Raw genomic sequence first — 25,310 nt, forward strand, 5'->3', positions numbered from 1 at the left:
ACATTCTAAAGATTTTTCTTATAATTAAATTAGTGGTGCTCTATTACTATTTGCTTACATTTTATGGTAACTATCATATTTTATTTGACGTTATCTATAATATCATAAGATTTAAACAGCAAGCTTAAAAATTTGTAAAGCTATCTGCTTTATACTAAATATATTATATGTGAAAAAAGAAGTTTTTGCAATATTTAATTATTGATCTGATCCAGCCCAAATTCATTATGTAATACATTCAATGCTTTATTGGCTTCTTCTTTTTTTATTAAACAGGAAATTTTTATTTCTGAGGTTGTTATCATTTCAATATTAATTTCATTTTCACCAAAAGAAGTAAACATTCTGGCAGCAATACCAGGAGTAGACTGCATTCCTGCACCAACAATAGAAATTTTTGCAACATCTCGATCAATAGTATAGTTGTTAAATTTTAGTTCCTCTTTAATTTTATCCAGTACCTTAACAGCCATTTTTTCCTGTTCCTGATTGATAGTAAAAGTTATATCATTCAGTTCATCCCGCTGTAAGTTCTGAATAATCATATCAACATTGACCCCTGCATCGGCAAGAGCTTTAAACATTTTACCAGCTATTCCCGGCTCATCTGGCACTCTTTCTACAGTAATCTTAATTTCTCCTAAATCACTCGCTGCTCCTACTACATTTTTTTTACCTTCCATTTTCTCATCTCCTCTAACAATTGTACCTTCTGTCTTATTAAAACTTGATGCAATATATAATTCCAGCCCAAAATTATTGGCAAGTTCTACAGCCCTGGGATGAAGTACATTGGCTCCTAAATTGGCAAGTTCAAGCATTTCCTGATATGAAATAGAATCCAGTTTGCTTGCTTCTTCAACAATTCTTGGATCTGCTGTATAAACACCATCTACATCAGAGTATATCTCACAGCGATCGGCGTTCATAGCCGCTGCTACTGCAACAGTAGTGGTATCAGAACCCCCTCGACCTAGAGTTGTAAAATCCTGATTATCATTTACACCCTGAAAACCGGCAACTATAACAATCTTATTTTCTGCAAGTTCCTTCTTTAGGCGTGTTGTATCAACATCTTTGATCATTGCCTGATTATGCTTTTCATCAGTTCTAATTTTCATCTGACTGCCGGTTAAAGAAATGGCCGGATAACCTAAAGAATGAATGGCCATTGTTAAAAGAGCAATTGAAACCTGTTCCCCTGTTGTTAAGAGCATATCTACTTCTCTTGGATCAGGATCATCTGTGATATCTCCCATTAAGTCTATTAAATGATCAGTAGTATCTCCCATAGCTGAGACTACTACAATCATCTGATTGCCTTCCTCATAACCTTCAATTACTCTGCTGGCAACATTTTTTATCAAATCAGGATCTGCAACTGAACTTCCTCCATATTTTTGTACAATTAATGACAATTGTTTCACCTTCCTATTGTAAATTATAAATTATTAATCTTCCTTAACTGCTATAATATTATTAACAGTTAACACTCCTTCTAGATTCTCTACTTCTTCTAATAATTTTTCTAAATCATTTTCTCTAATTTTTTTAGTTAAAATTATTACCGGCAGCAGTGGTGTTTCTGTTGAATTGTCATGTAAAATCAAATCTGCTAAATTTTTTTCTGAAAATATTTTCTTTATTTTATCTATTATTTCCTCATCTTTTTCGATCTGCAGCCTGACATAAAAAGAACTGAACTTTTTCTGATAATAATCTGAGACATTAAAATTTTTTATCTCAACCCTAAAATCTGTTCGCTTTTTATTATTTATAAATTTAGCTGCATTTATAAGATCAAGGCTCAATAAATTTAAAGGAGCCTGATCGCAATTTTCTGCTGTAAAAGTAGTCTTAGCATTATAGTCTGAGAGCATTTCCACTCCATTGCTGTTTTCATTAATTGATGCCAGAAAACTGTCCTGCGGAATCAAATTAGGCCTTACACCCAGATATAATTCTTCATTTTCTTTTTTAAGAGCACAGATCAGTTTAATTTTATAACCAAGTTCTGCTGCATAAATTAAATCATAACTTGTAATCCCCTTAATTCCCCTGGCATTAATCAATGCTGGATTTATAGCTGTATTATAAAATAGATTAGCCAGTAAAATTATTTTATTTAAACTATCAACTCCATTTAAATCCAGATCGGTATTTTCTTCAGTATAACTTAACTCTTTTGCCTGTTCTACTGTCTCTTTCATACTGATTTTGTTTTTTTTCATCTCTGCTAGAATATAATTGGTTGTGGCATTTAAAACTGCATTTAGCTCTTTCGGCTCATCCAGAGCATAAAAATTATCGATAAGTGTTTTTATAGGCAGAGGCGAAAATGCGGCTGCAAAAAATATCCTGTTCCCATATTTTTTTTCCCTCTTTTTAATTTCCAAATAATTTTCTGTAATTACTTTGAGATTGGAAGTTATTACAGTCTTATCCTTTTTTAGTGCCTGAAAGAGATAATCTGGAGGCTCCTGCTTTCTACTCAATTCCAGAATTATATCAACTTTAGAGTCTGTTAAAATTTTATTATAGTCTTCTATAAATTCTGCTTGATTAAATTTTCCTTCAGGAATTGAAACTATTTTTTTATCCTCAGAACTATTTAAAATATATGTAATATCCATTTTTTGAGCCGTTAATTTTTCGATTTTATTTATATTTTCTTCAAAGAAATCAAAAAAATTCTGCAAAAGATCTTCCCGATTGGTAACTAGGGCCAGTTTAAGCATTTAAGATATCTCCTCTTTTAAAATCTGATATAAACTTTGATTACAGGCTTTTACTTTATATACAGCTGTGTTAATAGAATTAGATTCAAAAACACTTTTCATGTTTTCTGCAATTACTTCTAAATTATCTCCAGCACAGGCTAAAATTGTTGGACCTGCTCCACTTAAAGCAGCACCATAAGCGCCACTATCATAGGCAGTTTTGAGTACCTGGTCAAAACCTTTAATTAGTTTTTTTCTAAATGGCTGATGGAGTTGATCCTCCATTGCAGTTTTCAGGAGATGATATTCACGGTTTATAAAAGCTGCTGTCAGCAGACTGACCCTGCTCAAATTAGAAATAGCGCCGGAATAACTAATTTTTTTAGGTAATACCTGCCGCAGTTTTTCAGTTTTTAATTCAAAATCGGGGACTACTAAAATGAAATCTAAATCCTGCTCCACATCTATTTTATAATAATCATAGTTATTATTGCAATAAAAATTTATTGTCAGTCCACCAACTAAAGCTGGAATCACATTATCCGGATGTTTTTCCAGAGCAACAGCAAGTTGGATAAAATCTTTCTCGCTAATTAAAGTACCTGAGACTATTGCTGCAGCAGCAAGCCCCCCAATTATAGCAGAAGAACTGCTTCCCAGACCTCTGGCCAGGGGAGTGTGCATTTCTTCAATTATTTCTGCACCTTTTAAATTCTGATCGATAAAATCAAAGTACTTCTGATAGGCCAGAACTACTAGATTTTCTGAATTAGCAATTTTTATAATCTTATTTTGATTTTTATCAATAATTTTAATTTTTAACAGCTGATCATTTCGCTTTTTTACTTTAAAATTATTGTATAAACTTAAAGCAAGCCCCAGTGTATCATAACCAGGACCGAGATTTGCTGAAGTTGCAGGAACTTTTATTTGAGGCATAATTATTTTCCTTTCTAATTCTTTTTAAGACCAGTGTGGCCAAAACCGCCTTTTCCTCGCTGGCTTGTACTTAAATTATCTACTTCTTTCCATTTGATAGTATTTACTTTCTGAATAATTAATTGGGCAATCCTGTCATTAAAGTTTATATTGAAATCATCTGGCCCATGGTTAATCAAAATTACGCCGATTTCACCTCGATAACCAGAGTCAATAACTCCATCAGCATTTAAAACAGTGACTCCTTTTTTTAAAGCCAGACCGCTGCGGGGATAAACAAAAGCAGCATAACCCTTCGGCACAGCTATTTTTAGACCTGTTTTTATTAATTTATAGGCTCCACTTTTAATTGTCAGCTCTTCTGCTGCATGCAGATCAAGACCGGCATCTTCTCCAAAATGTTGATATCTCGGTAATTCTATATCTTTATTAACTCTTTCTACCTTAATTTCCATTAGCATCATCCTTTATTTTATATTGCAGACCAGTTAGGGAACTAATCTGATAGTTATTATTATAAATTAGATCTTCAATTTTGACAAATTGAAAATCTTTTTTTAAAAGTGGAATAATCTCACTGAGTATTTCTACGATATTACTTGAATCATTATGAAAAAGCAGGATATCTCCTGAATTAATATTATCTTTGACTCTCTGTATAATATATTCTTTTCCCGGATTCATCCAGTCATGAGAATCCAGACTCCACTGAAGAACCTGATATCCCATTTCTCTTGCAGTTTCAATTACAAGTTTATTATACTCTCCATAAGGAGGCCTAAATAATTTTATTTCTGACTGAGAACCCTGATAACTGTTAATTATAGCCTCTGTCCGCAGCAGTTCCTCTCTTATTCCAGACTTATTTAATGTATTGAAATGAGGATGGCTGTAAGAATGATTATATATTTGATGACCGGAAGCAATTATTTTATTAACAAGCTCGGGATTATTTTTCAGCCAGATTCCAGCAAAGAAAAAAGAAACTGGGATTTCTTCTTGCTCAAATAAATTGAGCAGAGCTTTTGTCTGATTGCTGCCCCAGGCACCATCAACTGTCAGAGTTATTTTTTTATCCTCTCTCTGAACCCGGTAAATTGGAACCAACCGACTGCCAGTATATTCCTTTAAATAATCAGCTTCAGCATCAGCAGATGTATTACAAAGTAATAAAATAAAGATTATTATAAAAAAATAAACCAGCCCTGTTTTAAAAAGCTGGAAAGATTTATTTAAAAAATAAGTCATAAAATCACCTCTATTCTAGAAAAACATGATCTCCAATTTTGGTAATAACTCTTCTTCCTTTAAAAAAACTAACTCTGGTTGCAGTTTTAGGATTATAAAAATAAAGAGCTCCATTTGTTGGATCACTGCCATTTAAAGCAGCCCTGGCTGCCCGATAGGCAGTCTGATTTGGAGTTAAATTAATCTGTCCATCACTGACAGCAGAAAACTGTCCTCTTTGATAAATAACTTCAGCAAAAGTATCCGGGAACTGAGGGCTGAGCACTCTATTGATAATAACTGCAGCTACAGCAACCTGACCAATAAAAGGTTCCCCTCTGGACTCCCCAGAAACAGCTCTTGCTAAAAGATCCAGTTCCTGTTTACTAACTCTTTGATTTAAAATTTGATGATCAGTTAAATTATGAACTGGTAAACGAATTTTTTCCCCTTTTCTCAAAAAACTATTTTTTTTATTATTGAGAGCGAGAATAGTGCCAATTGTAGTGCTAAAATCTCTTGCCAGATCATAAAGAGTATCTCCTGAGCCAACATAATAATCTATAATCTTATCTTCTGGTATTTTATCAATATCAGGCACCTGATGTCCCGGATTAATTCGAACAGCATAATGAGTATTAATAGCAAAAGACAGCTCCTCTTGCTGGGGGCTGTATTCTGAAAATATTTTTTTCTTTTTTTTCTCTTTTCTATCTTTACTATTCTGCGGAATAACTAATTCATCTCCCATCCTAATATTGGCTTCATTGGAAATATTATTCACAGATTTAAGTTGATCTAAGTCAACATCATATTCAGCTGCAATCTCCGAAAGTGTATCTCCCTGCTGAATAACATAGATCAAACTCAAGCTGGGAGCAGTATAAGCAGCTGTAGAAAATATTAATATTATCAAAAATGTCATAAAGATTTGAATGAATATATTTTTATTTTTCATCTTTTTACTCTCCATTTTTATATATTTTAGCAAGTAAATCTTCATGATTAATTTCTGAAACCGGACAGCCCTGAGGTAGAGAATCTAAAAACTTCTGGCCGTAAGACCTACTTTTTACTCTTCTATCAAATAAAATTATAAAACCTGTATCATTTTTTGATCTGATTAAACGTCCAAACCCCTGTCTAAATTTAATTACAGCCTGTGGTAAAGCAAGATTATAAAAAGGATTTAAACCTTTTTCTTTTAAAAGATTTTCCTTTGCTTTATAAAGCGGCTCTCCTGGTACTGGAAAAGGTAGTTTAACCATAACTAAATATTTAAGAATATCTCCCGGTAAATCTACTCCTTCCCAAAAACTTGAAGTTCCAAAGATGATTGTTTTGTATTCACTGCGAAATTCCTGCATTATATAGTTACGAGAGAGTTTTGACTGAGATAAAATTCTAATCCCCTTTTTTTCCAGTTCAGTTTTTAAATTATTATAACAATAACTCAACATTTTATAGGAAGTAAATAAAACCATAGTTGAACCCTGAGTTTTATTTATAATTTTTTTTAAACTGAAAACCAGTTCTTTTAAAAAGTTTTTATTACCCGGATCTGGAAAATTTAATGGAATCAATAATTCAGCCTGCTTAGAATAATCAAAAGGAGATTCCACCTTTAATTCCTCAGCTTTTTTGATCCCAGTTTCTCGATAAAAATAATCAAACGAATTGGCAGCTGTGATTGTAGCAGAGGTAAAAATAACGTTAGTTAATTTTGACCAGATCATATCCGGTAAAAACTTACCGGCATCAATGGGAGCAGATTTTTGTACAATCTGCTCAGAACCTCGATAATAGCTGGACTCCAGCCAGAAGACATAATCATCATCATCAGATTTTAAGTTGAATTCTACTCGTTTTATCAGGTCCTGACAGCGATTGAGGCTGGATTTGATTTTCATTTCACTTTCCTCAGTTTCAGCTTCCAGTCCTAGATATAAATTCTCATAAATAATCTGCAAAAAAGAAAAATCATTTTTTAAATAGGCAGCTAAATCTTCAGCGGTTTTATGAAATTCCTGCCATTTAAGATTATTTTTTAAGTTAGCATTAACTGTTATTTTTTTATCCTTGTAATCAGAAATCAAATCTTTAAGTTCATTAAAATATTGGGGAATTAAATCTCTTATTTTCTGGGTTGTAGGGATTATTTTTTTATCTAAAATATTTCTCAATCTTTTTTGATCAGAATCAACAGTAAAAGCGATATCTTCTCTAATTTCAGATAGAAGAGACTTTTTATCTCCACTCAATCTTTTCAGCCAGTTATCTAAAAGCGGCTGATATAAGGGATAACCCAGGTGATCAGTGGCAATCTCTCCAATATTGTGCGCCTCATCTATAATTAGATGATTAAAATTGGGCAAGATTCCTCTATCAGCAGACCCCGTATCAGCTTTTACCCGGGCATCAGATAATAGAAGGTGATGATTAACGATTAAAATATCAGCTTTATATATTTTCTTTCTGGCCTGCATAAAAAAACAATTGGAATAAAAAGGACAGGAGCTTTTTAAACAGAGATCACTTTCAGCAGCAATTTGATTCCAGACTTTATTTTTCAGCTGAAAATTAATTTCTGTTTTTTCGCCACTTTCAGTATGATTTTTCCAATCATTTAATTCATTAAAAATCTTTTCCTCAATTTCTAACTCATTATTCTCAAAGTTTTTATTGAAATTCTTAAATTTACGCAGACAGAGATAATTATTTCTGCCTTTAACTAAAACAGCATTAAAATCAAAATCCAGAACCCGCTGCAGGGTAACAAGATCTTTATTAATCAATTGTTCCTGTAAATTAATTGTATTTGTCGAAACTACTATTCGGGCCTGATTTAAATTATTATAAAAAAGAGCAGGTATTAAGTAAGCAAAAGATTTACCAGTTCCAGTTCCTGCCTCAATAAAATCAAATTGATGTTGATTAAAGGAATTAATAATTTTTTCAGCTGTCACCAGCTGTTCTTTTCTTTCCGCAAATCTTTCTAATTCCAGGGCTAATTTCCCCTCTTTTTTAAAATAACTTAAAACTTCTTCTTTATCCAATTTTTTATTTTCTTTTTTACTGCCGGCTTCTACAACTACATATATTTGATCAGCCTGATTATTTATAATGGCAAAACCAACTTCTCTTGCTGCCATTTTTGCAGCCAGTCTAATATCAGCTGCAGATGGTGTTAAATCTCCTGAAGGATGATTGTGAATTATCATTTCCCCTGCCATTAGATTATTGATTACAGCAGGTGCAGAATAACTATTACCTCTGGCCAGCACTTCTATTTCTTTTATGATATTTTTGCTATTTAATTGAGCTCGTATAAATATTTCATTACCAGAAGCTGCTTCGATTTCTTTTTCAATTTCTTTACCAACTTCTAATAACATTTCAGTACTAGCAGACAAATTTAGTCCTCCCTTAATTCCTTTAATAAAATAACATCATCATCTTTTTCCTGATTATCAAACCATGGTGTTTCTAGAATAAATATTTTATCTTTCAATTTAAAATGGTTAATTAACCTTTTAAAAGCTTTGCTTCCAATTTTCCCTTCTCCAATATGAGCATGTTCATCTTTATTAGTACAGCAGTCATATTTAGAATCATTTAGATGAATAACTTTTAAGTGTTTAAGACCAATAACCTGGTCAAAATCAGTGATTAATTCCTGCAGTCCTTCTGCTTCAGTAAGATTATACTGAGCAGCATAAGCATGACAGCTGTCAATACAAACACCGAGTCTTAATGATTGATCAACCCGATCAATAATTGCTTTAAGCTGAGAAAATCCTTCTCCAATACTTGTACCGGCTCCTGCAGTGTTTTCTAATAGAATCATAGTTTCGGATTCAACTTCAGCTAAAATTTGATTTAAAGCTTCAGCAATTTTCTGGATACCACATTCCAGTCCAGCACCTGTGTGGCTGCCTGGATGAAAAACCAGGTATTCAGCTCCGAGCCTGTCACAACGTTCGTATTCAGACTTAAGAGCTGAAATTGATTTTTCCCATAGTTCAACTTTTGGAGAAGCAAGATTAATCAGGTAAGCAGCATGGACTACAACTGGATTAATTTTATATTTTTTTCTTTCTGCCTTGAATTTCTCTACTTCCTCTGCCTCAACCTCACGCATTTTCCAGCCTCGTGGATTTTTAACAAAAATCTGCATAGAATTACAGCCTATATCCGCTGCTCTTTTAAAAGCTTTATCAAGGCCGCCAGCTATAGAAACATGTTTGCCTAGAATCATCTTAAAACTCATCTCCAATTATCAATACTATATTTCTATAATTGTAGTTTTCAATTATATTTACTCTTTATCTTTTAATTCCTTTTTTGCATCTTTAAGAGATAAATTAATTCTATCCTGATTATCTATTTCAATAACTTTTACAGGAATTTCATCTCCTACTGATACAACATCGCCAACTTCTTTTACATGATGGTCAGCTAATTTAGAAATGTGGACAAGTCCTTCTTTATTTGGTAGAATTTCTACAAAAGCACCAAAGTTCATAATTCTTTTTACCTTACCCTGATAAATTTTACCAACTTCTACCTCTTCGGTTAGTCGCTCAATCATTTCTTTAGCCTTCTGTCCACCTTCCTGATCTTCAGTCATAATTTTTACCAGACCGTCATCTTCAATATCAATATCAGCACCAGTTTCATCAATGATTTTATTGATCATCTTACCACCAGGACCAATCACAAATCTGATCTTTTCAGGGTCAATATTCATAGTTATAATTGCAGGTGCATTTGCTGATAATTCTGGACGAGGTTCAGGAATAACATCCAGCATTTTACCCATAATATGCATTCTACCTTTTTTGGCCTTTTCTAACGCTTCTTTTAAGACTTCAGAAGATAGACCTTTTAATTTCATATCCATCTGTAAAGCTGTAATACCATCTTTAGTTCCAGCAACTTTAAAGTCCATATCTCCATGGAAATCTTCAAATCCCTGAATATCAGATAGAACAACAATCTCATCATCTTTTTTCATTAACCCCATAGCAATACCTGCAACAGGTGCTTTAATTGGCACACCAGCAGCCATTAAGGCTAAACTACTACCACAGATACTCGCCTGGGAGGAAGAACCATTAGATTCTAGGACCTCTGATACAATTCTGATTGTATATGGAAAATCTTCTTCCGATGGAATAACCGGCAGTAAAGCTTTTTCACCCAGGGTACCATGTCCAATTTCTCTTCTTCCTGGTGAACGCATTGGAGATGTTTCACCCACACAGAAAGATGGAAAATTATAGTGGTGCATGTAACGTTTGGTCTCATTTTCACCGAGTCCAAATATAGTCTGCTCATCTCTAGCTGAGCCTAAAGTTAAAACACTTAAAGCCTGAGTTTCACCCCTGGTAAAAATTCCAGAACCGTGGGCTCTTGGCACAAAATCAACCTCTGCCCAGATAGATCTGATTTCATCATAATCTCTTCCATCAGGACGAACTCCATCATCAATAATTAAGCTTTTAACAGACTTTTTAATCATCTTTTCAAAAGCCAGTTCGAGCTGATCATTAATTTCTTCATCTTCATCAGGATTGATTGTAATTTTAAGTTCTTCTTTTAAGGCATCAAGTCTAGTATTTCTGGCCTTCTTTTCCTGAATTTGAATCGCTTCTTTCATTTTATCTCCCAGAATCTGGTCAACCTGAGTCTGAATTTCATCATCTACAGTTGGAGATTCAAATGGAGCTTTTTCCTTACCTGCTTCTTCTCTGATTTCCTCCTGTAGAGAAATAATTTTTTTAATTTCCTCATGAGCAGCATCCATTGCTTCTAAGATTTTTTCTTCACTTACCTCATTAGCACTGGCTTCTACCATCATAATTGCATCTTTACTACCAGCCACTACCAGATCAAGGTCACTATTATCTCTTTCTTCTTCATCTGGATTAATAATTATCTCGCCCTCAACTAATCCAACTTTTACTCCACCAATTGGTCCGGCAAAAGGTATATCGGAGAGTGTTAGTGCAGCAGATGCTCCATTTAGGGCCAGTACTTCTGGATCATGATCATCATCTACAGATAAAATAGTAGCAACTATCTGTACATCACGTCTGTATCCATCCGGAAATAACGGTCTGATAGAGCGGTCAATTACTCTAGCAGCTAAAGTCGCTTCATCTCTGGGTCTTCCTTCTCTTCTCATAACACTACCAGGAATTTGTCCGATAGCATAAACTCTTTCCTCATAGTTAACCATCAGTGGAAAATAATTCATACCTGGTCTTGGATCATCCATAGTTGCTGTAACTAAAACCTGAGAATCTCCACAGCGAACTACAACAGATCCATTAGCCTGTTTGGCCAGCTTACCGGTCTGTAAATTAAATTCATCCCCGGCAAAATCAATAGTCCATTCTTTCATATTTTTTCCTCCTTATTCAAATAAAGAGCGGGGATTGCCCCGCTCTTTTAATATGCATTATTAACCGCGAATTCCTAATTTAGAAATTAATTCACGATAACGCAGAACATCATTATTTTTTAAATATCTAAGTAACTTTCTTCTCTGTCCAACCATTTTTAATAATCCTCTTCTTGAGTGATGATCATTTTTATGGTCTTTTAAGTGTTCAGTTAAATCAGCTATTCTAGCAGTTAAAAGAGCAATCTGTACTTCAGATGAGCCAGTATCGCCTTCTTCTAACTGATATTCCTCAATTATTTCTTGCTTTTTTTCTTTGCTTAACATGTAAAATTCACCTCCTGCATTATTGATTCGCCGCAAGCCAAGATAACGTCGGAGACTCGTAATCCTAGCAAACGGTAATTTAAAACTTTCTTTATAATTTTAACATAAAAGCTTGCGTGTGTAAAGAATATCTTGTTCCATCTGTTCAATTAATTCTTCCTTAGCAGCAAAATCTTTTTCACCTCGAATAAATTCTATTAAGTCAACACATAATCTCTGATTATAAAGATCTCCCTTAAAATCCAAAATATAAACCTCAAAAGAAATTTCCTGATTATTAAAAGTAGGATTATAGCCCAGATTGGCAGCACCAGCATAAACCTGGCCTTTATATTGAACCTGAACAGCATAAACACCTTCAGGCGGTAATGCATAATTTGTTTCTAAGTTTAAATTTGCTGTCGGGAAACCCAACTTTCTCCCCCTCTTTTTGCCGTGAATTACTTCACCACAGAGCTGATATGGTCTTCCCAGCAGTTTCTCGGCCTTCTTAATTTTGCCCTTTTTAAGCAGAGATCTTATTCTTGTGCTTGAAATCCTATCATCACTGGCATGAAGCTGAGAAATGATTTTAGCCTGATAATTATGTAATTCTCCCATCTCCTTTAAAATTTCAACATTACCTTCATTTTTATAGGAAAAACGAAAATCGTCACCAACAACTATAGTTTTTACCTTAATTTTATCCAGTAGGATTTCCTTAATAAACTCTTCCGGACTAAGTTGAGCAAATTTCTGATTAAATTCCTGCTCAAAATAATAATCTACTCCCATATTTTCCAGAATAGATATCTTCTGGCGGCGGGAAACTATAGAAGGTGGAGGCGTTTTCCCTGCAATTATTTCCAGGGGATGAGGATGGAAAGATAAAACTGCAGCAGGATAATTATTTTTTCTGGCTTCTTTAATCGCCTGATTTATTATCAACTGATGACCTTTATGCAAACCATCAAAAGCTCCAATAGCTAGACAGGTATTACTACTTTTAAATTTATTATATTCTTTACTTGTTATAACCTGCATATAAATTTCCTCCAGAACTAAATAAAAACTTTAAGTGGTTGATATATATGATAATCATCTTCTACCAGATGTTGACTGATCGCTATAAATTTACCAGTTTCCGAAAAAAGCAAAAAATAATCTCCAACATCCAGCTCAATATTTGTTTCGACAAAATTATCTTTAATTAAATAATTACCATTTTCCGCGCGCTGAAATTCTTCATCTTTAATGGTGTAATGTGGAAAAGCAAGAGGTTCATAAGGATTCTGCAATAAATCCTTACCCTCTGCTTCAATTTCTTCATAACTAACTGAGTCCTCTATTTTAAAAGTACCGGATTTAGTTCTGAGTAAAAAAGTCATAACTCCATTTGTATTTAATTTTTCAGCTATATCTCTTACCAGAGAACGGATATAGGTTCCGCGAGAAACCTCAGCTTTGAAACGGATTATTGGTAATTTAACCTCAAGTAGATCAATCTTGAAAATTTCAATCTCTCTGCTTTCTCTTTCTACTTCAATCCCTTTTCGGGCTAGTTGATATAAACGTTTGCCCTGATAATGAAGAGCAGAATACATTGGTGGAATTTGCTTCTGTTTTCCTTTAAAACTTAAAACTACAGCTTCAACTTCAGTTTGGGAAAGCTGATTCCAGTTTAAATCCTCTCTGATGACCTCACCTTCTAAATCAAGTGTATCAGTTCGGGTTCCAAGTTTCATCTCACAAATATATTCTTTACGGCTGTCATCTAAAAAAGGAATAATTTTTGTTGCCTTACCAAAACAGACAGCAAGAACACCAGCTGCAGCGGGATCTAGAGTACCAGTATGACCGGCTTTTTTTTCATCCAGAAGCCAGCGTAATTTTTTTATTAAAGCAAAAGAAGAGATTCCAGGTGGCTTTAAAATATTAGCAGTTCCATCAAACATATTTTTTCGCTGCCTCCACCACAGAATCTATTGTCTCCTGCAGAGTTTTCTCTACCGTTGCCCCGGAAGCTCTGGGATGACCACCACCATTAAACTCTGCAGCCAGTTTATTCACTTCTGCATAAAAATTAGAACGGAGACTAACCTTAATTTCCCTTTCTTCTTCCTCAGTAAAAAGAATACCTATTTCCACATCTTCGATATCTCTGGCCAGACCAACCAGACCTTCAGTATAATCTGTTCCTGCTTCGTGCATCATCTGGCGGCTGACATAAAGCCAGGCAATTTTGCCATTTTTGCTTTTTTCTAAAGTGGACAGAGCCATACCCTTTAAGATCAGTGATTGATAACTTAAGCTGCCAAAGACTTTTTTATTAATTTTATAAATATTAACCCCGGAATCCATTAAATCAGCAAGAATTCTCAGGACTCTAGAAGTAGTATTTTCATAACGCAGGGCTCCGGTATCAGTAATAATTGCTGTACCCAGCGGCTCAGCGATTGTAAGTGGTATTTTATTAGCAAGCATCTCAGCAGCAAAATTATAAATAATTTCGCCCACTGCTGCTCGGTCAGACTGAACAAGGTTTATTTTGCCAAAATGGGTGTTATCAGCATGATGATCTATATTAATTATAAATTGAGCTAAATTAATAATTTCCTGATCCAGATCTACTCTTTCTCGGGTACCTGAGTCCAGACAGATTAAAATATAATCTTCAACTTTAAGTTCTTCCTTTAATTTTTCTGCATCAGTGTAAAATATCTCTTCTTTAACCTCCAGAAAAGAAAAAGGAGCCAGAGTATCACGATTAAGATAAGCTCTGACTTTTTTATTTTTCTTTGATAACAGGCGTGTTAAAGCCGTTACTGATCCGATACTATCTCCATCGGCACCTACATGGCCGACAATTAAAAAATTATCGTTTTCTTCTATAATCTCAATAATTTCTTTAATTTTTTTCTGCATCAGAGTCAGACTCCTTTATCTCTCCTGTTTCTTTGAGATCTTTTATTATTTCGGAAATATGAACTCCATTTTCTATTGAATCATCATAGCGAAAAATAATCTCCGGTGTATGGTGAATTTTAACTCTTTCTCCAACAAGTTTGCGGACAAAACCCTGAGCCTGCTGCAGACCTGCCAGAGTTTCTTCTTTTTCTTTGTCAGTACCATAAACACTAATAAAAACCTTAGCATGCCTCAAATCACCACTAACTACAACATCAGTAACAGAAACAAATCCAATTCTGGGATCTTTCATTTCTCTTAAAACAATCTGACTGATTTCTTCTTTCAACAATTCTCCAACTCGTACTGCACGTTTGTTCTTCATTTTACCTCACCTCTATAAGGTTCTTTTGATCTCCTTATAAGTATAGAATTCAATGATATCGCCAACCTTGAGATCATTATAATTTTCAATTCCAATTCCACATTCATAACCAGACTTTACTTCTCTAACATCATTTTCAAATCTTTTGAGTGAAGAAATTGTTCCTTCATGAATCACTACTCCATCTCTTATTAAGCGGGCATCATAATTACGATTTACATGACCATCAGTAATATATGCACCGGCAATGATACCTACATCAGGAACCTTAAAAGTATCTCTAACTTCTGCTCTACCAGTAATCTCTTCTTTAAGTTCTGGATCAAGCAGTCCGGCCATGGCATCTTTAATATCTTCTAGAGCCTTATAAATAACTCTATAAGTTCTAACATCTACCTTTTCTTTTTCTGCTGCTTTAAGAGCATTATTATCAGGTCTAACATTAAATCCAATAATAATAGCATTAGAAGCACTTGCCAGATTAACATCTGTTTCGTTTACTCCACCTACACCGGTGTGAATAACATTAACAGTTACCTCTTCTGTACCTAATCTTTCTAGTGAAGCTCTTAATGCTTCTATTGAACCCTGAACATCAGCTTTTATAATAATATTTAATTCTTTGACTTCACCTTCCTGAATCTGCTTATAAAGATCATCTAAAGAAACCTTAGCATCAGATTTCAGTTCAGATTGTCTTTTTTCATCCTGTCTGTCAGAAGCCACGTCTCTAGCCTGTCGCTCGTTTTCTAGGACCTGAACAAAATCACCTGCTGCAGGAACCTCATTAAATCCAAGCACCTCAACAGCTGCAGATGGTCCAGCCACATCTAAAGAATCACCAAATTCATTGAACATAGCTCTAACTCGACCGGATGTTAAACCAGCTAATATAGGATCTCCTACTTCCAGTGTACCATTTTTAATTAATACAGTAGCTACTGGACCACGACCCTTATCCAGCTCTGCTTCAATAACAATACCTTCTGCTAATCTATTAGGATTTGCTCTTAATTCTTCCATTTCCGAAACCAGAATAATCATTTCTAAAAGCTCACCAATATTCTGCTGCTGTAAAGCAGAAACATTAACACAAATTGTATTTCCACCCCAGTCTTCAGGAACTAAACCGTACTCAGTTAATTCCTGCTTAACTCTATCAGGTTGTGCGTTAGCTTTATCTATCTTATTAATTGCAACAATAATTGGAATACCTGCAGCTTTAGCATGATTAATTGCTTCTTCTGTCTGAGGCATAATACCATCATCTGCAGCAACTACTAAAATTGCAATATCTGTTAACTGAGCTCCACGTGCCCTCATAGCTGTAAAAGCCTCATGACCTGGAGTATCAATAAAGGTAATCTTTTTATTGTCTACCTCAGCCTGATAAGCACCAATATGCTGAGTAATTCCACCTGCTTCACTACCAGCAACTCTACTTTCTCTAATTGAATCAAGGAGAGTAGTTTTTCCGTGGTCGACATGACCCATAACTGTTACTATTGGTGGACGAGTTTCTAAATCCTCTTCTTTATCTTCAATTTCCGGTCCAACTCGTTGGGAAACTTCTTCTTCCGCTTCCGATTTAAATTTAATTTTTATTCCCAGCTCTTCAGACAGCAATTCCAGTGTATCTTGATCCAGACTCTGATTCACATTGGCCATAACTCCCATATTCATTAATTCAACAATTAAATTGTTTGGAGCTTCACCAATTTCTTCAGCAAATTCTTTGACAGTAATCGGAGTTTCTATTTCTACTGCTTCCTCATCTGCTTCAGTATCAGTCTCTGCATCTTCAATTTCTACTTTGTTTTCAGGATCAGTTTTCGCTTTAACTTCTTTATTTTCCTGCTGACTGTCACCAGCATACATGTCCTTTACAAGTTCTGCTGTTTCGTCTGTTATTGTACTCATATGACTTGATACCTCAATATCAAGATCATTTAATATTTCAATCACTTCTTTACTATCCATATCCAGCTCATGAGCTAGATTATATACTCTAATTTTTGCCATACTTGCACCTCCAAAATATTCTGCTGTTAGTTAACCATGTTTAATCTCCTCCGAAATTTGTTCATAAATTTCATCAGAAATTTCAATCTTTAATGCATTTTTAAGTGAATTTTTTTCTACTGCTTTATCCAAACAATCCATATTAGGACAGAGATAAGCTCCACGTCCAGGTGTTCTACCTCCTGGATCAACCAAAATATCACCTTTATTATTTACCACTCTTAAAAGTTCAATCTTATCTCTTCTGGCACCACAACCTACACATTTTCTAATAGGACTTCTGCTCTGCAATCTCAATCCTCCTCAAGATTTTTTATAAAAAATTTTTTACTGCAACTCTTAATTTTTAATCAAGCTTTTCAGCTTCTTCAGTCTCATTTTCCAACTCTTCTACTTCATCAGCCATATTATCAATTAAATTATCATTAGCTTTTTTAACTGTTTTTTCCTCATCTTCATCCTCAAAATCACTTTTGTTTGCCTCTTCAACAGCTGTTTTTGTGTTTGCTAATTCAGCTTCATTTTCCTCAAATTCATCTAAACTCTCAGCAAGTTCAGAAGCATTTTCCTTAATTTCTTCAATATTTTCAGGCTCTTCTTCAATTTCAGATTCTTTTTTAATATCTACTTTCCAGCCGGTTAATTTTGCAGCCAACCTGGCATTTTGTCCCTCTTTACCAATTGCCAGTGAAAGCTGAAAATCTGGAACTACCACCCGGGCAATTTTATCAGATTTATTAATCTTTACATTGACAACTTCAGCAGGATTTAAAGCATTTGCAACAAATTCTTCTGGATCTTCATCCCATTTTACAATATCAATTTTTTCATTATTTAACTGTTCAACAACTGCCTGAACTCTCATCCCCTTGGGACCAACACAGGCACCAACTGGATCAACCTGGCTGTCAGAACTGCTTACAGCCATTTTAGAACGCTGACCTGCTTCTCTGGCCACTGCCTTGATTTCAACAAGACCCTGAAATATTTCTGGAACTTCAATTTCAAAAAGTCTTTTTAAAAGACCCGGATGGGTTCTGGAAACTAAAATCCGGGGACCTTTATTGGTTGTACTAACTTCCACCACATAAAGTTTAATTCTTTCCCCAATTTCATATCTTTCTCCGGCAATCTGTTCAGAAGGTGGTAATAACGCTTCTGTTTTCCCCATATCTATTAAAATATTATCATTATGAAAACGCTGAATTGTACCTGTTATCAGTTCATCTTCTTTTTCTTTATAGCGATCAAAGATCACATCCCTTTCTGCCTCTCTGATCCTCTGCATAACAACCTGTTTGGCTGTTTGTGCTGCAATCCGACCAAAATTGGCAGGAGTTACTTCAATCTCTACAATATCACCAATTTCATACTTGTTATCTATATTTCTTGCTTCAGTTAAAGAAATCTCGCTATTTTCATTTTCTACTTCTTCTACAACTTCTTTGCGAGAATATACCTCGACTTCTCCAGCTTCTGCAGAAATTTCAATTCGAACATTATCTTTAGAACCAAAATCTTTTTTATAAGCAGAAACTAAAGCTGTTTCGATGGCCTCTAATAATACATCCTTAGATATTCCTTTATCTTTTTCGATATCATCCAGGGCCTGAATGAATTCTACATTCATATTTTTACCCCCTTATTTTAAATTTCAAAAGTTAAATTAGCTCGTGCTACTAAACTGTAGTCAATTGTTATTTCTTCTTCATTTTTCAAGTTTAAAATTATTTTTTCTTTTTCAAAATTCTTTAAGGTTCCTACAAATTCTTTTTGGCCGTTAATTTTCTTAAAAGTTTTAACTGCAATCAATTCTCCCTTAAAACGTTCAAAATCTTCTTCTGTTTTAAGTGGTCTTTCCAGGCCGGGAGAAGAAACTTCAAGAATATAGCTTTTATCTATCGGATCTTCTTCATCCAGAATAAGGCTCAAAGCCCGGCTTACTTTTTCACATTCCTCTATAGTTAGATCTCCATCTTTGTTTTCTAAAAAAATACGTAAGACCCAATCACTACCTTCTTTTAAGAATTCAACATCAATTAAACTTAAATCTTCACTATGGGCAATAGGAAGCACAAAATCTGTTACTGTATCAGCAACTTTTCCCAAATAAAACACCCCACTTTCTTAAATATTTAATTTTATTAGATAAAATTTTACTTAAACTATAATAAAAGAGTGGGAAGACATCCCCACTCCTAAAATCAACATTAGTATATATCAAAACTCTTTCCTTTATAATTCTATCACAGCTTATTTAGACTTGCAAGTTTTTTAACGGTTAACGGTACCGGGTACTTGGAAAATGCTGGATTAATAAATAAAGTTAAAATGAATATTTAATTCCCAGAATTTTCCAAGTACCCGGTACCAGCATCTCGAATCTAAAACAGAGATAGTTGATTTCTCTCCGGCATTCCAGCCAGAGAACCGTGTTCTCTTAAGATCTCAATAACTGTAGAAGTAAGTGAAGTTCTATTTGATAATTCCTCAATTGAGGTGAAATCAGATTTTTGTCTTTCGCTAACCACACTTTCGGCAGCACTACCTCCCAATCCCTGCAGACTGATTAGAGGTGCTAAAAGTTTATTATCATCTTTTTTAATAAATCGATTGGTCTCAGATTCATATATATCAACCGGTAGAAACTCAATCCCTCTCATCATTGCTTCCAGTACAATCCGCAGAACAGTTAGGGTTCCACTTTCTTTTGCTGTCATCTCATTTCCTAAAGCTTCCAGTTCTTCTATTTTATTAATCACTGTCTGTCTGCCATTACAGGCCAGCTGAGCATCGAAATCACCAGCTTTAATGGAAAAATAGGTGGTATAAAAGGCAGCAGGATGATGAACTTTAAAATAAGCAATTCGATAAGCCATAGTTACATAGGCTGCAGCATGTGCTTTGGGAAACATATATTTAATCTTCTTACAGGAATCAATATACCAGTCCGGCACATTATTTCCGCGCATTGCCTGTTCTTCTTCCTCAGTTAAACCTTTACCTTTACGAACATGCTCCATAATCCAGAAAGCTGTTGAGGATTCAACCCCGCGCTGTAAGAGATAGTTCATAATATCATCACGAACAGAAATAACTTCGGCCAGCTCTGCTTTACCATCTCTAATCAAATTCTGAGCATTGTTCAGCCAGACATCTGTCCCGTGAGATAGTCCACTAATTCGAACCAGTTCAGCAAAAGTGGTTGGCCTGGTATCTCTGAGCATCTGCTGCACAAATGATGTTCCAAACTCAGGAATTCCGAGAGTTCCAATATCGGTTCCCAGTAAATCTGGATCAACATTCAGATTTTCCGTCCCCGAAAAAATACTCATTGTATCCGGGTCATCCAGAGGAATATCTTTGGGTTCAATGCCTGTCATATCCTGCAGCAGTCTAAGTGAAGTGGGATCATCATGCCCCAGTAAATCAAGTTTTAAAATCCTACCACTGATCGAATGATAATCAAAGTGGGTTGTTCTGATATCTGTATCCTGATCATTGGCTGGATGCTGAATTGGACTAAAATCAAAGATACTGTTAGCTTTTGGTACAATCATCAAACCACCCGGGTGCTGTCCTGTTGTTCTGCGTACACCTGTACAGCCAGCTACCAGACGGTCAATTTCTGCCCTCTTAACTTCCATTCCTTTATCATCAAGATAATTTTTGACAAAACCAAAAGCAGTCCGGTCTGCGATTGTAGAAATGGTACCCGCTTTATAGACATAATCTCTACCAAAAAATTCTTCCGTATATTTATGAATCTTACTTTGATATTCACCGGAAAAGTTTAAATCTATATCCGGTACTTTATCTCCCTTAAAACCCATAAAGACTTCAAAAGGTATATCAAATCCGTCTTTGATGTATTCACAACCACAGTGTGGACAGACTTTATCTGGTAAATCTACCCCGGTTCCAATTGAACCATCAGTAATAAACTCATGTTTAGAACATTCAGGACAGCGGTAATGAGGAGGTAATGGATTAACCTCTGTGATTTCAGTCATTGTAGCTACAAAGGAAGAACCAACTGAGCCTCTGGAACCAACAAGATAACCATCTTCCAGGGATTTTTTTACCAGTTTATGAGCTATTAAATAGATAACAGCAAATCCGTTTTCAATAATTGAAGATAATTCTTTTTCCAGTCTGTCTATTACCAGCTGTGGCAGTTTTTCTCCATAAAACTGATGGGCTCTCTCATAGGACATTTTACGTATTTCTGCTTCTGCTCCTTCAATTTCTGGAGTAAATAGGCCATCCGGAATCGGCTTTATTTTATCAATCTGTGCTGCTATCTTATTTGGATTATCTACTACAATTTCCTTTGCAGTTTCCACACCAAAATAAGCAAATTCCTCCAGCATTTCCTCTGTAGTTCTATAATAAATAGGTGGCTGCTGATCGGCATCCTTAAAACCCTGACCGGTCTGTAAAATTTCTCTAAAGATACTGTCTTTAGGATCTAAAAAATGAGCATCTGTTGTAGCTACCACGGGTTTACCCAGCTCCTGACCAAGCTGATAAATCTTTTTGTTAATTTCTTTTAAATCTTCTTTAGAATTAACCTTATCTGGAATTAAGAATTGATTATTACCTAGAGGCTGTAATTCAAGATAATCATAGAGCTTTGCTATTTTTTTGATCTCGCTCCGAGGCTTGTTGTTAACAAAAGCCTTATAAATCTGACCCGCCTCACAGGCTGAACCAATAATCAAACCTTCGCGGTGCTGCAGGAGTACACTTTTTAAAATTCTGGGTTTTTTATAAAAATTATTTAAATGTGAGATAGAAATCAATTTATAAAGGTTTTTTAAACCTTTTTTGTTTTTTGCCAGTATCACAGCGTGGAATGGTCTTAAATCTTTCCAGTCAATTTTGGAAGTATAGCTATTAATTTGATTTAAATTCTGACAGCCATCTTCTTTAATAATCTCAAGCAAATTTGTCAGAACTTCTGCAGTTGCAGCTGCATCATCTAAAGCTCTGTGGTGATTTTCTAGATCAACACCAAAATATTTTGCCAGAGTGTTTAACTTATGATTTTTACTATCTTTAACTACAGCCCGGGAAAGCCCCAGAGTGTCCAGAACAGTATAATCATCTTTTTCTATTTTTAAATTTTCAAGTGCAGTTCTAATAAAACCGTAATCAAAATCAGCATTATGAGCCACCAGGACTCCCTCACCTGCAAAATCAATAAAATCATTTATTACTGTTTCCAGGGGAGGAGCATCCCTGACCATCCGATCATTAATACCAGTAATTTCAGTAATTTTAGCCGGTATCTGTACTCCAGGATTAATAAATGATTTAAATTCATCAATTTTTTCTCCATCTTTAAATTTAACGGCACCGATTTCAATTATTTCATGCTGAGATGGATTTAAACCAGTAGTCTCCAGATCAAATATCACAAATTCTGTTTGATCTAAATTTTCCGGATAAGGGTTATGGATTATTGGTTCACCATCATCAACTAAATAAGCTTCAACTCCATAGATGATCTGAACTCCATGTTTCTCGCCAGCAGCATAGGCATCAGGAAATGCCTGAACAACACCGTGATCAGTGATTGCGATTGCCTTATGGCCCCATTCTCCAGCTCTTTTAACTACATCTTTTACATTGATGATCGAATCCATGGCACTCATCTGAGTATGCAGGTGTAGTTCCACTCTTTTTTCTTCTGCCTTATCCTGACGGCTTTCTTTTGCTAAGGGAATTAAATCATTAAAGATAATACCCCATTCTTTACTATAGGGATCAAAAGCAACTTTACCTCTGATTTTTAGATGCTGACCCTTATTTAAGCTGTCAAGAAAATCATCTTTTTCATCACAGAAAGTTTTTGCAGAAATTGAACTCTCATAATCAGTAATCTTCAAGATATATAGATAACTGCCCTTGCGGGTCTGACGAACATCAATATCAAATAAATCAGCCTCTACAATTACTGAAGGGATTTCCATATCCAGATCTATAAGATCATGAGTTTTTTTGCCCCTTATCACTCGCCCATAACGGTCTTTATTCATTGTCCTCTTCTTTTTAGAGGACTTAGAGCCTCCATTTGAATAATTTTGAGAAGGCGGAGCAGTTCTTTCGGAACGCTGTTTGAATTTGCTGGGATCTGATTTTTCTTCGATCTCAGGCAAAAAGTCTCCATTATGGACACTAACTTTTTTTATCTGTTTTAAATATTTACCAGTATTGTTTTTTAGAAAATCAATTACTTTTGGCTGGGCCAGGTTTTTCTGGGCCATCTTTGTTTCAACTTTTATTTTTAACTCCTGATTTTCTAAAAACAGCTGAGCTCTTTTCAGCCAGTTATTACTGAAAGAAAAATATACCTCAAAATCTTTAATTATCTGAGGCCAGATTAAAAATAATTCCTCTTTCGGGCTTAGATCAGAAATTATTTGTAATTGATAAGAACTTAAATCAAAGTTAATTTTCTTTTGAATTTCAGCTTTGACTGCCGATGAATCAGAATTATCTGTAATACAATAGAGAGTCCTTTTTTCCTGATCACAAATTAAATATTTATATAGATTTTTACTTTCTCTTAAGGTAATTGCTTTTGTCATTAAATACTCCTTCCAGATGAAAAAATAGAACTTAAGAGATTTCTGTAAATAGCTCTTTTACTTTCGGCCGCAGATTATCCAGTTCAATTTCCATTTTTTTGTTATTTTCTCTAATCATTGCTTCCACAACTCCATTTTCAAGAGAGCGTGAACCAATTGTTAAGCGCAGGGGCACTCCAATTAATTCGGAATCATTAAACTTTACACCTGCTCTTTCTTTACGATCATCTATTAAAACTTCCCAGCCCTCTGCTTTTAAATTCTGATAGATTTCTTCGGATTTTTTCTGAACTGAATCATCATTACCTAATGGAAGAATAATAATCTGATAGGGAGCAATAGCTTGAGGCCACTTAATTCCATACTGATCATTATTCTGCTCAATTGCTGCAGCAACCAGACGGGTAATCCCTATCCCATAACTTCCCATTACTATTGGCTGAGCTTTTCCGTTTTCATCCAGATAATTTGCTCCCATGTTTTCACTGTATTTAGTTCCCAGCTTGAAAATATGACCAACTTCAATTCCCTCTTTGATATTTAATTTACCCTGATCACATTTGGGGCATCTTTCTCCACCTCTAACCGAACGAAGATCAGTAAAAGCTTCGACCTCAAAATCTCTGCCGCTCTTTACATTTTTAAGATGATAATCTTTTTCATTAGCCCCAACAATGGCTCCCGACATATTTTTAAGTCTCTGATCTGCAATTATCCGGACATCATCTAGATCAACTGGACCAATAAAACCAGGTACACTGTTGAAAAGCTCTACAAATTCTTTATCTTCTGCAGCCCGCAGCTCATTTGCCTGCAGATAATTAGTTAATTTGATTTCATTTAGTTCATCTTCACCAGAAACTAAAGCTAATACTGCTTCTCCATCAGCTACTACTGCTACTGCTTTCATCATTTTAGCAGCTGGAACTTCCAGATATTCTTCCAGTTCACTGATTGTTTTAATTTCTGGAGTATGTATTTTTTCAGCTTCTGCCTCCACTTCAAAGTCGATTTCGGTCTTTTGGGAAGTAGCTCTCTCAACATTTGCTGCATAATCACAGTGACTGCAGAAAGCAATTTCATCTTCACCTGAATCAGCAAGCACCATAAATTCGTGTGAGTCTTTTCCACCCATAGCACCTGTATCTGCTTCAACTGCAACAGCTTCTAGACCGCATTCTGCAAAGATTCTCTCATAAGCATCATACATAGCCTGATAACTTTTATCCAGCCCCTCATAATCAATATCAAGGCTGTAGGCATCTTTCATAATAAATTCCCGGCCCCTCATTACACCAAAACGGGGTCTGATTTCATCTCTAACCTTGGTCTGAATTTGATATAAATTTAATGGTAAATCTTTATATGAACGAACTTCATCTTTAACTAGATCAGTTACAACTTCCTCATGAGTGGGACCCAGACAGTATTCGCGTGCCTTACGGTCATTAAATTTAATCATTAAAGGACCAAATTTATCCCATCTTTTGGAGTCCTTCCAGATTTTAGAAGTCTGCATAATCGGCAGCAGAAGTTCCTGTGCTTCACTGTTATCCATATGTTTTCTGCATATTTTTTCAATCTTTTTAATGACTCTATAACCTAAGGGAAGATAAGAATAAATACCTGAAGAATGTTTTCTCATCATTCCTGCCCTCAGCATCAGTTTATGGCTGACTACATCAGCTTCAGCTGGGTCTTCTTTTAAAGTTGGTAAGTATAATTTTGACATGCGCATCTTATAAATCACTCCTATTTCTAATCTTTAAAAATTATTATAATTTTATGCTCAACCATCT

General features: G+C 35.0%; 20 protein-coding genes. All 20 read right to left on the reverse strand.

Annotated elements, in window-relative coordinates:
• Positions 1 to 194 precede the first annotated feature (194 nt).
• Complete coding sequence (locus DFR79_RS08025; protein WP_133514993.1) at positions 195 to 1,418, reverse strand: aspartate kinase; 1,224 nt, start codon at positions 1,416 to 1,418, stop codon at positions 195 to 197.
• Between the two features lie 33 nt (positions 1,419 to 1,451).
• Entirely contained in the window at positions 1,452 to 2,738 is a 1,287-nt protein-coding gene (locus DFR79_RS08030; RefSeq protein ID WP_133514994.1) for a homoserine dehydrogenase, read from the reverse strand.
• Positions 2,739 to 3,659 carry a homoserine kinase gene (gene thrB, locus DFR79_RS08035; protein WP_133514995.1) on the reverse strand — a complete coding sequence of 307 codons (921 nt, stop codon included), beginning with the start codon at positions 3,657 to 3,659 and terminating at the stop codon, positions 2,739 to 2,741.
• 14 nt (positions 3,660 to 3,673) lie between these two features.
• Positions 3,674 to 4,114 carry a dUTP diphosphatase gene (dut, locus tag DFR79_RS08040; RefSeq protein ID WP_133514996.1) on the reverse strand — a complete coding sequence of 147 codons (441 nt, stop codon included), beginning with the start codon at positions 4,112 to 4,114 and terminating at the stop codon, positions 3,674 to 3,676.
• Positions 4,104 to 4,907, reverse strand: coding sequence for a polysaccharide deacetylase family protein (locus DFR79_RS08045; protein WP_133514997.1), 804 nt, complete (start codon positions 4,905 to 4,907; stop codon positions 4,104 to 4,106). Before DFR79_RS08045 ends, dut begins: the two co-directional genes overlap by 11 nt.
• A gap of 10 nt (positions 4,908 to 4,917) precedes the next feature.
• On the reverse strand, positions 4,918 to 5,844 hold the full coding sequence (locus DFR79_RS08050) for a cell wall hydrolase (RefSeq protein WP_133514998.1): 927 nt from the start codon (positions 5,842 to 5,844) through the stop codon (positions 4,918 to 4,920).
• 4 nt (positions 5,845 to 5,848) lie between these two features.
• On the reverse strand, positions 5,849 to 8,299 hold the full coding sequence (locus tag DFR79_RS08055; protein ID WP_133514999.1) for a helicase C-terminal domain-containing protein: 2,451 nt from the start codon (positions 8,297 to 8,299) through the stop codon (positions 5,849 to 5,851).
• A 2-nt stretch (positions 8,300 to 8,301) separates the two neighbouring features.
• The gene (locus tag DFR79_RS08060) at positions 8,302 to 9,144 is read right to left on the reverse strand and encodes a deoxyribonuclease IV (RefSeq protein ID WP_133515000.1); all 843 of its coding nucleotides are present in this window, start codon (positions 9,142 to 9,144) and stop codon (positions 8,302 to 8,304) included.
• 60 nt (positions 9,145 to 9,204) lie between these two features.
• Entirely contained in the window at positions 9,205 to 11,295 is a 2,091-nt protein-coding gene (locus DFR79_RS08065; RefSeq protein WP_133515001.1) for a polyribonucleotide nucleotidyltransferase, read from the reverse strand.
• A 60-nt stretch (positions 11,296 to 11,355) separates the two neighbouring features.
• Entirely contained in the window at positions 11,356 to 11,622 is a 267-nt protein-coding gene (gene rpsO / locus DFR79_RS08070; protein ID WP_133515002.1) for a 30S ribosomal protein S15, read from the reverse strand.
• Between the two features lie 99 nt (positions 11,623 to 11,721).
• Complete coding sequence (locus tag DFR79_RS08075; RefSeq protein ID WP_133515003.1) at positions 11,722 to 12,645, reverse strand: bifunctional riboflavin kinase/FAD synthetase; 924 nt, start codon at positions 12,643 to 12,645, stop codon at positions 11,722 to 11,724.
• A gap of 17 nt (positions 12,646 to 12,662) precedes the next feature.
• Positions 12,663 to 13,556 (reverse strand): tRNA pseudouridine(55) synthase TruB, encoded by an 894-nt coding sequence (gene truB / locus DFR79_RS08080; protein WP_133515004.1) that lies wholly within the window; start codon positions 13,554 to 13,556, stop codon positions 12,663 to 12,665.
• Complete coding sequence (locus tag DFR79_RS08085) at positions 13,549 to 14,526, reverse strand: DHH family phosphoesterase (RefSeq protein ID WP_133515005.1); 978 nt, start codon at positions 14,524 to 14,526, stop codon at positions 13,549 to 13,551. The genes truB and DFR79_RS08085 overlap by 8 nt, the downstream gene beginning before the upstream one ends.
• Complete coding sequence (gene rbfA, locus DFR79_RS08090) at positions 14,510 to 14,893, reverse strand: 30S ribosome-binding factor RbfA (protein ID WP_133515006.1); 384 nt, start codon at positions 14,891 to 14,893, stop codon at positions 14,510 to 14,512. Before rbfA ends, DFR79_RS08085 begins: the two co-directional genes overlap by 17 nt.
• 12 nt (positions 14,894 to 14,905) lie before the next feature.
• Positions 14,906 to 16,915 carry a translation initiation factor IF-2 gene (gene infB / locus DFR79_RS08095; RefSeq protein ID WP_133515007.1) on the reverse strand — a complete coding sequence of 670 codons (2,010 nt, stop codon included), beginning with the start codon at positions 16,913 to 16,915 and terminating at the stop codon, positions 14,906 to 14,908.
• Positions 16,916 to 16,945: 30 nt separating this feature from the next.
• Positions 16,946 to 17,206: an RNase P modulator RnpM gene (gene rnpM / locus DFR79_RS08100; RefSeq protein ID WP_133515008.1), complete on the reverse strand. Its 261-nt coding sequence runs from the start codon at positions 17,204 to 17,206 to the stop codon at positions 16,946 to 16,948.
• 55 nt (positions 17,207 to 17,261) lie between these two features.
• On the reverse strand, positions 17,262 to 18,545 hold the full coding sequence (gene nusA, locus DFR79_RS08105) for a transcription termination factor NusA (RefSeq protein ID WP_133515009.1): 1,284 nt from the start codon (positions 18,543 to 18,545) through the stop codon (positions 17,262 to 17,264).
• Between the two features lie 17 nt (positions 18,546 to 18,562).
• Positions 18,563 to 19,033, reverse strand: coding sequence for a ribosome maturation factor RimP (gene rimP, locus DFR79_RS08110; RefSeq protein ID WP_133515010.1), 471 nt, complete (start codon positions 19,031 to 19,033; stop codon positions 18,563 to 18,565).
• Between the two features lie 266 nt (positions 19,034 to 19,299).
• On the reverse strand, positions 19,300 to 23,511 hold the full coding sequence (locus tag DFR79_RS08115) for a PolC-type DNA polymerase III (protein ID WP_133515011.1): 4,212 nt from the start codon (positions 23,509 to 23,511) through the stop codon (positions 19,300 to 19,302).
• Positions 23,512 to 23,542: 31 nt separating this feature from the next.
• Positions 23,543 to 25,249, reverse strand: coding sequence for a proline--tRNA ligase (locus DFR79_RS08120; protein ID WP_133515012.1), 1,707 nt, complete (start codon positions 25,247 to 25,249; stop codon positions 23,543 to 23,545).
• Between the last annotated feature and the right edge of the window lie 61 nt (positions 25,250 to 25,310).

It is taken from the genome of Halanaerobium saccharolyticum, assembly GCF_004362045.1.
GTDB lineage: Bacteria > Bacillota > Halanaerobiia > Halanaerobiales > Halanaerobiaceae > Halanaerobium > Halanaerobium saccharolyticum_C.